This is a genomic window from Pseudooceanicola sp. HF7 (assembly GCF_011806405.1).
Taxonomy (GTDB): domain Bacteria; phylum Pseudomonadota; class Alphaproteobacteria; order Rhodobacterales; family Rhodobacteraceae; genus Pseudooceanicola.
Window position 1 is genome coordinate 40,874 of record NZ_JAATOW010000034.1, and the last position, 9,219, is coordinate 50,092.

Sequence of the window (9,219 nt, forward strand, 5' to 3'; positions counted from 1 at the left end):
ATCACAAAAACGCGCATATGGAACAGGAGCACGCATCTGATTCCGATTTTCTTTGGAAATCCAGGGGTTTTGCCTTGGAAAATCGCCGGGCTCTTAGGCTCCCGAAAAAAGATGGGTAGTTAGATCAGTGTTATATATTGTGTTACGGGTCAGGAGCCTTCGCCGCAATCCCCTGTTTCTGCTAGGATTTCGGACCTGGCGGAAAGCTCCTATGATTCTGAACCCACGATAAGGTGACTCTGAACCCCCGAGAAAGCGACTCCGAACCCCCGATGGAAAGGCTGGACCGGAGGGGGCTGCATCCCTAGGGTGGGCGTCAATGAAACCACGAAAAAGGCCGGGGGCTTCGCGACAGGTAGGCGGGCGATCCGGACCGGGTTCAGACGGTCCCGAAAGGGGCAAGGCAGACGGGCAGCAAGGCGGGCAGGCCAATGAGTGCGATCAGCGTTCCCGGGGGGGCGGGGCAGGGTGGTTACCTTCTTCCGGGCCAGCACGGGCAGGTGGATTTCTTCATCTGCGACATTCTCGATGCCGTCCCGAAGGGCGATATGGCGATGATGGAACACCCGGTGTTCTCGCTCTCGACCCGGCCCGACCGACGCATCCTTTCCTACGAGCATCGCGGCACGCGGATCGAGGTCACGCCCTCCGTGAAGGGCCTGGCCACGATCCACGACAAGGACATCCTGATCTTCTGCATCAGCCAGTTGATGGCGGCGGTGAATGCGGGCCGGGCGGTCAGCCGGACCCTGACGCTGCGTGCTCATGACCTGTTGGTGGCCACCAACAGGGAGACCTCGGGCGATGCCTACCGGCGTCTCAAGGAGAGCTTCGAGCGCCTCGCGGGCACCCGGATCACCACCAATATCGTCACCGGCGACGAGGAGGCCACCACCGGCTTCGGCCTGATCGAGGCCTGGCGGATCGTCAAGAAGACCCGCGGCGGGCGCATGGTCTCTGTCACCGTCACCCTGTCGGACTGGCTTTTCCGGGCGGTGCTGTCCAAATCGGTGCTGACGCTCAGCCGCGATTACTTCCGCCTGAGGAAACCGCTGGAACGGCGGATCTACGAACTGGCGCGCAAGCATTGCGGCCGCCAGCCCGAATGGCGCGTCTCGGTCGAGGTGCTGCTGAAGAAGTCGGGGAGCGCCAGCCCCCGTCGGGTCTTTCGCCGGATGCTGCGGGACATGATCGAAAGCGACCACTTGCCCGATTACGAGATGGCGGAGGAGGAGGGGGACATCATCCGCTTCACCCGCCGCGCCCAGGTGGTGGAGCCGGGCCCCGAGGCCCCGCCGCTCTCCGCCGCGGCCCTCGACGAGGCCCGCCGCCGGATGCCCGGCGCGGATGTCTATGCGCTCGAGGCCGAATGGCGCGACTTCTGGGCCGCCTCCGGTCGGCCCCGCCTGCGCTCGGCCGATGCGGCCTTCCTAGGGTTCGTACGCAAGAAGGCCGGCAGCTAGGGCTGCCGGCCGAAGGTGTTTCGCGCGCGAAACATCTTGGGCAACGGAAAATCCGGCGCAGATCGAAGGGATCTCAGCCCAAGTCGGTGCCGAGCTTTGCCAGGTAAGTCCTGACCAGCTCTTCGGCCTGTTCTGCGCTGGCGGCTTCCGCATAGCAGCGGAATTCCGGCGCATTGCCCGAGGGGCGCAGGTGGACGACCTCGCCGCCGGCAAAGCGGGAGCGCAGACCGTCGGTGGAGTCCACCGAGTCCTCTGCGCCCATGTCGGCGAAGAAGGCAGCGCGGGCACCGGCGTCTTCCGTCAGGCGCGCGATGAAGGCCTTCGATACGTCGGTCTCGATGCCGGCGATCCGGTCGGCGGCGGTGAAGCGCGGCGGCAGGCTGGCGACCAGGTCTGCCAGCGGCAGTTCCGCGGCGCGGGCGGCGGCCAGCGGCGCCAGGATCGGCAGCATGCAGTCGCGGGTCATCAGCGGCTCCAGCTTGCCAGCCGGGCCCTGGGCCTCGAAACCCAGCAAGAAGCCTCCATTGGCCTCGTAGCCCACGACGCGGGCGGCGGGATCTTCTGACAGCGCAGCCTCCATGGCGGCGATCACGAAGGGCGAGCCGATCTTCGTGCTCACCACCTTGTCGAAGCCCATCTCCATCACCAGCGTGTTGGAGGAGACCGGTGTGCAGATCACCTCTGCCTTCAGCCAGCGGGCGGTCAGCGCGCCCAGCACATCGCCCGGCACCACGCGGCCCGTGGCGTCCGAGACCATCGGCCGGTCGGCATCGCCATCGGTGGAGATCACCGCGTCAAGCCCGTTCTCCGCACACCAGCCGGCCAGCATGCCGCGGGTCTCGGGGTCCAGCGCCTCGGTATCCACGGGGATGAAGATGTCGGAGCGCGCCAGGGCGACGGTTTCCGCGCCAAGCGCCTCGATCACCTCAATCATCACGTCGCGGGCGACCGAGCTGTGCTGGTAGACGCCGATCTTCAGCCCCGAAAGCGCGGTGGCGCCAAAGGCCGCGACATAGCGCGCCACGTAGGCATCGATCGCGCCGGGGGTCTCTTCCAGCGCGCCTTCCGCGCCGCCCGCGGGAGCGCGGCCTAGGTTGATGTTGATTCCGGTCTCGTCCTCCTTCGAGATCTCCCCCGAGGGCACGTAGAACTTCAACCCGTTGCGGTCCGCCGGGATATGGCTGCCCGTGATCATCACCGCCGCATGGCCCGTGGTCATGGCCGCCAGGGCCAGGGCAGGGGTGGGCAGGGCGCCGGCGTTCTTCACCGCCAGCCCTTCCGCGCGGATCGCCTGCATCACCGCCTGGACGATCTCGGGCGAAGAGGGGCGCAGGTCCCAGCCAACATGCACTGCGCCGCCGGTGGGGCAGGCGGCTAGGAAGGCCCGGGTGTAATCCGCGACAAGGGCGGGGGTCAGGTCGACGACAAGGCCGCGCAGGCCGCTGGTACCGAATTTGGGAGCCATGGGAGGTCCTCTTGGAAATGGGAAGGACCTGCGGAGCGTCGGAGCTTCCGCAGGGCAGGGTGATCACTTGTTGTAATGACCGGTGCGGTGCCAGCGATAGGCATCCTCGATCATCTGTTGCATGGTCGAACGCGCGGGGGTCCAGCCCAGTTCGCTTTCCGCGCGCGTCGAACCAGAGACCAGCTTGGTGCAGTCGCCGGCGCGGCGCGGGCCTTCCTCGTAGGGGACGTCCTTGTTGGTGACGGCGCGGGAGCGGTCGATCACCTCGCGCACCGAGAAGCCGTCGCCGGTCCCGAGATTGAAGACCCGACTGCCCTTGCCGTCCAGCAGCCACTTCAAGCCCAGCACATGCGCCTCGACCAGGTCGCAGACGTGGACGTAATCGCGGATGCAGGTGCCGTCGGGGGTATCGTAATCTGTGCCGAAGATGGTCAGGGCTGGACGCTTGCCGTCGATGGCTTCCAACATGATCGGGATCAGGTGGGTTTCGGGGCGATGGTGTTCGCCCACCTCACCTTCGGGATCGCCGCCGGCCACGTTGAAGTAGCGGAAGATCACGTGGTCGAGCCCGTTGGCCTCGCCGAAGTTCGCTAAGATGTCCTCGACCGCGCGTTTGGAGGCGCCGTAGGCGTTGATCGGCAGCTGCTCGGTCATCTCGTCCAGGACGACGTTGTCATGTTCGCCGTAGGTGGCGCAGGTCGAGGAGAAGACGAAGCTCTTCACCCCCGCATCGACCGCGGCCTCGATCAGGTTGAGTGAGCCCATGACGTTGTTCTTCCAGTAGAGTCCGGGGATCTTCATGCTTTCGCCAACCTGGGATAGGGCAGCGAAGTGCATCACCGCGACGGGCTGGTAGGTCGCGAAGACCTCGTCCAGCCGCGCTCGGTCCAGCAGGTCGCCCTTCTCGAAGGGGCCGAATTTGACCGCGTCCTCCCAGCCGGTGATCAGGCTGTCGTAGGTGACGGGGGTGAACCCTGCGGCCTTAAGGGCCTTGCAGGCATGTGAGCCGATGTAGCCGGCGCCGCCGGTGACAAGTACTGTTGTCATATACATTCTTTCCTATTGGAGTGCGGGGTAACGCAGTTGATATCTGCTCCGCGAGCTGAAAATCGTCGACCACCTGTCAGCCTTTTCTGACCTTCCTTATGAAAAGGTATTGGCTATGACACGTGATTTGAAGTCGTCAGTTTTATTGGCTTAGGGAACCTTCCTTGCGGGTTCGAATGACTGCCCCCGTATCACCGCCGTTTTATAAGTGAATGTGCCGTGCGTAGGTTGATTTCGCTAGGCCAATGCTAGGGACAGGACTCGTTCTCAGTCATACCCATAAGATGACGGTTGCTGCGAGTGCGATTACTGACAAAAAGGTCTCGCCGGCAGCGGTCGTACTGGGTCGCGTCCCTTCGCCAATCCTTGAGCTTGCCGAACATGATCTCGATCCGATTGCGACGCTTGTCTCGCAAGGCTTCTCTAAACCAGTCGGCATTGTACCCACGATCTCCGAGCAGCCACTTCACGTTGGGCAACCCGCTTACCAGCGCACGCGCCCCGATTTAATCGTTGACTTGCCCTGCTGAGACGATGAAATTGATCGGGTGGCCTTTGCTGTCGCAGAGACGATATCATTACGGCAGCCACGATCAGCTGCGAACGCACCTCGCCGACTTCATGAACGCATACAACTTCGCTCGTAGGCTCAAGACCCTCAGCGGTCTCACGCCATACGAATACATCTGCGAAATCTGGATTTTAGAGCCCGACAGATTCAAGATCAATTCGATCCACAAAATGCCGGAGCTGAACACCTAGAGTCCCGCCGCTTTGGTTAGGTTTATGCAAAAGCGGTCCCTGTGGCGCTGGTAGCGGCGGGTCATCTCTGCGCTGGCATGGCCAAGATGCTTCTGGATATGGCCTTCAGCGACCTCTGCGGAGCTTGCCAACCCGGCACGGAGGCTGTGACCGGAAAAGAGTGCCAGTAACTCGGCCTCCGTCATGTCGGGCCGCAATCCCGCAGCCAGCACCGTCCGTTTCACCAGCCGGGCAACATGGCGGTCGTTTAGCCTGGTTTCGACTGCCCTTTTGCCATCGCGTGATGTGCGGACAAAGACGGCGCCAAAGTCGATCTTTGCAAAGTGCAGCCATTGCTCGAGCGCATGTACAGGGCAGGTCTGGGTGGACGCTCCCCGGCCGACTTCCACCTCTCGCCAGCCAGTCTTGGCGTTCAGCGTCAGCAGTGCTCCTTTCTCCATGATCTCAACCCAGCCACCGCTGTCCAAGGTGTCGTCCTTGTGGAGATCAAGGCCGACAATCTCCGACCGGCGCAGACCCCCGGCATACCCCAACAGCAGGATCGCCCGATCCCGCAGGCCGCGCAGATCGCAGGGCAGGGCGCCCACCATGGCGCGGATGTCTTCGGCCATGAGCGCGGCCTTCTGTACGGGTGGGCGCCCATGCTTGCGTTTGATGCCCTTCAGCACCGTGTCGATGTGACGGTCCCTGCGGTCTAGGCTGAACCCGCGCTGCGTGTAGGTCCAGGCAAGGCCCGAGAGGCGGCGATCAATGGTACTCGCAGAGAGGGCAGGGGAAAGGCCCGATCCGGACGCCAGATCCGCCAAGTAAAGTCCGATCATTTCGGGAGAGGGGGGCAGCGGATCAACGCTCTTCGTCCGACACCAGCGCGCAAAATGTGCCCAGTCCGCCGCATAGGCGGCCAGCGTGTTGCCCGAGGCGGCGGCACCGGCATAATCGCGCGCGGTGTCAACCAGCCGGTCGAGTGCGCCGGAGCCAGCCACAAAAGAAGTGAGCGTTAGAGCCTCGCTGCACAGGGGATGAGGTTCGTCGCTTTCGTCGCTCGGAGACCGGTTGCCCCCCCTTGAACTCGGCTTCTCGGTGTTTTCTGCCATGTCGCAGGCATATCCTTCTATGTCCGATAATACAAACTTATTGGACATTAATGTCAGCTGCAGAGCGCGGCGGTTTTCCGGGATAATTCTTCCAAAAGCGCCGCATTTTAGCAGAAGCATTCTCTGTTACTTGTGTGTCATAATATCACCCTCGATCCGTAGGATGTTCTGAAAACACTCATCAGGGTCACAGACTGGCACTGAGGAGGATTTGAATTCAAAGCGCTAATGGCAGGTCAAGCGCATGGTGTGACGCTGCAGAGCCGATCCACATCCCACTACCGATGACGTCCGGCGGAGCACGACACTGAAGGTGGGCTTTCCGGCGCACAAACGGATGGTCACCGCCGTCGAGGCAGGCGCCCCTCTGCCCCGCGATCTGGCGGGCGGCAGCCTGTTCAACATGGGAAGCTGCTGCTATGAGCAGGGGAACGGTTCTTTCCGCACTACGTCCATCCCTCGACCTCGACCGGTTCGACGCCTTCATGGCGACTCTCGTTCGCGAACGCGGCCTGAATGCCGTGGGCGGCAAGGGCGGCGTCGGTGACAAGGTCATGGTGACGATGAGGGAGATCGGTTGCGTCTATCTTGCAATGCCCGGCGGAGCCGCGCCGCTGCTGTCTAAGGGCGCGGTGGAGTGCCTAGTACTCGGGAATTTCAGTGCTGGCAGGGGCGGTGGTCCAGTGAGTGATCTCGAGCAGGCGACGCGTCTACAATTTTTTTCGACCGACAATCCGGACTTGGAATTTACGGCCCCGCCTAGCTCGGAGAGCTTGGCACGACCCAGGTACCCGAAAAGTATTGGGACCGCGTGTGCGTCAAGCTTTGGGAGTTCGAACAGAGGGTGCGTGACCTGTTTGAGCCGCACCCGGACCTGCTCGAACGCTTGGCTGACGAACTGGTCAACCGATGTGAGTATGTGATCGGGCGGAACGTGCGTTTCAATCGAGAACTCGTAGAAACAGAGCGGCTTGCGCTTCCGGCCAGGACCCCATCATCGCCGTTCACTTGAAGCTGCCGCAGCCAAATTTAATCAGCGGCCAGCCCTTCAAGCAAGCAGAGTTTTTCAACAGAATAGACTGAAAACTCACCTTTACCCAACGGCTTCTTTTGGTATGTGTCAAAAACCGTCATTTTTGTTCTCGCTGCCAACTCAGGACAAAGGGTTGTGCGCTTGTCTCCAACGATGGCAGGTCATGTTACCCTCTGTACCTGAACAGAATGACGCCTGACCCACCGCAGGCCAAGGCTGCCAGTTTTCGTGGGCGCTGCAGCCTCTCTACCTGAAAAAAACCCTCTTCAGTCAATCTAATCGTTTGGTTCGGCCCATCTTCGATCCAACCACGGAGGGTTGCGATCTGGAGCCCGTCGACCAAGTCCTCGCGGCACCAGTCACGCTTCATCGCGATAGCCATCGCGTGCTCAGGCATGATCACTTCTCCAGAGCGCGTCCCGAAGTGCTTGAACACATCAAGTACCATGTGGGCTTTATCTTCATCGCTGGATACCCGGGCCATTATCCCCCTCTCTCCTACTCTGGAGTTTTTCACATATTGCGATGCAACATCGCCTTTATCAACAACTACCAGGCGATCCTTTTGTCCCTGTTCTTGGCTATCTTCATCCTCGGCTCAGGCCCCATTGATTCCAACGGCGTGAGATGATTCAGCGCGCCTAAACGGAGCGGTGACATGTCTGACCTCTTCTGGTTGAGCGATGCGCAAATGCTGCGTCTTGCGCCTTACTTCCTAAAGACGCACGGCAAGCCTCGGGTGGGTGATCGCCGTGTCTTGAACGGAATTATCTTCATCAATCGCAATGGGGCGAGAGCTGATCCACGAGGTGGCGCAACGTCCTCAAGGCTGTTGTGAGGCGCGAACGGGCGTAGCCCCGGCCAAGTGGCGGGATACGCACCGAAAAGAGTATGGTCTCCACAATACACTCTACCATCGCCGGAAGTGGTAGAGCGATAAGGATACTTTCGCTTAGATGATGGCTGGGCTGGCGGACGAACGCGGCGAAAAGAAAATGGTGATGATCGACGTGAGCAGGCGAACGCCATGCGTGCGAGTGAGCTTATTCAAGTATCTCAAGGCACATCCACTGCCCCTCTCGCACATGTAAAGAATGTGCGAGAGGGGCAGTGCGTTCAGTTTGGGTGCGACAGTTGGGAGGTTCAGACAACGATCCCCAGGATCGTTTTCCCGACGGACGGGCGTGGCCGCCTGATTGGCGGCACCATGGGCGGCATGAACGCCAAGCTGCATGCCATCTGCGACAGCAAAGGCCGGCCGCTCAATTTCTTCGTGTCTGTCGGACAGGTGAGCGAGATTACATGGGGGGCGCGGCTCCTATTCAGCAGTCAGCCAGATGTCGCTTGGGAGCTCTGGGACCGGGGCTATGACGCCGATTGGTTCCGGGAAGCACTGCAAGACAAGGGTATACGCCCCTGCATCAATGGCCGAAAACAGCGCAAGGCGACTGTCAGCAGATACGACAAGCGGCGCAACCGGATTGAGATCATGTTCGGAAGGCTCAAGGAGTGGAGTCGTGTGGCAACCAGATACGACAAATGCCCCACGATATTCCTTTTTGCCATCGCTCTCGCCGCAGTCATCATCTACTGGCTGTGAAGCGCAATGAGGTAAGAGCCTAAGGTGTGTAACTCGACATGTTCATCCGAGAGCTGATGACCCGTGAAGGGGACGCCGGGCGTAGGATGGAATGCTCCGTTGTTATGAAGCTTGAACCGAAACTCTGGGGCAGTTGCATCCAGTTGGCCCGGCATGCCGGGCGGAGAGCCGTAGCGCGTGTCCCCTGAGCACAGGCGCTGTACCTGAGCCGGCGTACCGGCCTCCTATCCGGGCGGTCCGGCTGGGCTGCGAAACAGGGCCTGGGATGCCTGTTTTCGCTGCGATGCGGCGGGGGTTGGCCGGGGTTCCAGGTATAACCGGAGAGGGGGGTTGAGCCCGGGGCATTCCCTGCTAACAGTTGCATCAGACGCATTTTATTCATGGGTTTTGACGGCATGTCTTTATCGACCATCACCCCGGTCCTCCTTTGCGGCGGTTCCGGTACGCGGCTTTGGCCGCTTTCCCGGAAAAGCTATCCGAAACAATTCGTTCCGCTGACCGGGGAAGAGACGCTCTTCCAGGCTTCGGCGAAACGCCTGTCCGGGACCAGCGGCGCGCTGAGCTTCGAAGCGCCCATGGTGCTGACCAATTCCGACTTCCGCTTCATCGTCACCGAGCAGCTTGCCGGCATCGGCATCGATCCCGGTGCGATCCTGATCGAGCCGGAGGGCCGCAATACCGCCCCCGCCGTGCTGGCGGCCGCCCTGCGGGTCGCGCAAGGCGATCCCGAAGGCGTCATGCTGGTCGCGCCCTCG

The 9,219-nt window shown here is 61.4% G+C and carries 7 protein-coding genes and 3 pseudogenes; 5 read left to right on the plus strand and 5 right to left on the minus strand.

Features of this window, described 5'->3' with window-relative positions; all coding sequences use genetic code 11:
- Positions 1 to 431 precede the first annotated feature (431 nt).
- On the plus strand, positions 432 to 1,463 hold the full coding sequence (locus HCZ97_RS16280) for a replication initiator protein A (RefSeq protein WP_167690009.1): 1,032 nt from the start codon (positions 432 to 434) through the stop codon (positions 1,461 to 1,463).
- Between the two features lie 73 nt (positions 1,464 to 1,536).
- Here HCZ97_RS16280 and HCZ97_RS16285 read toward each other — a convergent pair whose 3' ends face one another.
- The 3 genes and pseudogenes from HCZ97_RS16285 to HCZ97_RS16295 all read right to left on the minus strand — a co-directional run.
- Complete coding sequence (locus tag HCZ97_RS16285; protein ID WP_167690011.1) at positions 1,537 to 2,928, minus strand: phosphomannomutase; 1,392 nt, start codon at positions 2,926 to 2,928, stop codon at positions 1,537 to 1,539.
- A 63-nt stretch (positions 2,929 to 2,991) separates the two neighbouring features.
- On the minus strand, positions 2,992 to 3,975 hold the full coding sequence (gene galE / locus HCZ97_RS16290; protein ID WP_167690013.1) for a UDP-glucose 4-epimerase GalE: 984 nt from the start codon (positions 3,973 to 3,975) through the stop codon (positions 2,992 to 2,994).
- A gap of 271 nt (positions 3,976 to 4,246) precedes the next feature.
- Positions 4,247 to 4,550: pseudogene (locus tag HCZ97_RS16295) on the minus strand (transposase); the annotation flags it as partial.
- Between HCZ97_RS16295 and HCZ97_RS16300 the strand changes: the two are divergent.
- Positions 4,546 to 4,737: pseudogene (locus tag HCZ97_RS16300) on the plus strand (IS3 family transposase); the annotation flags it as partial. The pseudogenes HCZ97_RS16295 and HCZ97_RS16300 overlap by 5 nt on opposite strands.
- On the opposite strand, the gene HCZ97_RS16305 reads toward HCZ97_RS16300, so the two are convergent.
- Entirely contained in the window at positions 4,734 to 5,831 is a 1,098-nt protein-coding gene (locus HCZ97_RS16305) for a tyrosine-type recombinase/integrase (RefSeq protein ID WP_167690014.1), read from the minus strand. The pseudogene HCZ97_RS16300 and the gene HCZ97_RS16305 overlap by 4 nt on opposite strands.
- A gap of 419 nt (positions 5,832 to 6,250) precedes the next feature.
- Between HCZ97_RS16305 and HCZ97_RS20895 the strand changes: the two genes are divergently transcribed.
- Positions 6,251 to 6,754, plus strand: a complete 504-nt coding sequence (locus tag HCZ97_RS20895) for a fumarate hydratase C-terminal domain-containing protein (protein WP_167690016.1) — start codon at positions 6,251 to 6,253, stop codon at positions 6,752 to 6,754.
- 276 nt (positions 6,755 to 7,030) lie between these two features.
- On the opposite strand, the gene HCZ97_RS16315 is transcribed toward HCZ97_RS20895, so the two are convergent.
- Entirely contained in the window at positions 7,031 to 7,348 is a 318-nt protein-coding gene (locus HCZ97_RS16315; RefSeq protein ID WP_167690018.1) for a hypothetical protein, read from the minus strand.
- A gap of 174 nt (positions 7,349 to 7,522) precedes the next feature.
- Between HCZ97_RS16315 and HCZ97_RS16320 the strand changes: the two are divergent.
- Positions 7,523 to 8,464: pseudogene (locus tag HCZ97_RS16320) on the plus strand (IS5 family transposase).
- A gap of 395 nt (positions 8,465 to 8,859) precedes the next feature.
- On the plus strand, positions 8,860 to 9,219 hold a 360-nt coding region (locus tag HCZ97_RS16325), incomplete at its 3' end, for a sugar phosphate nucleotidyltransferase (RefSeq protein WP_254871573.1).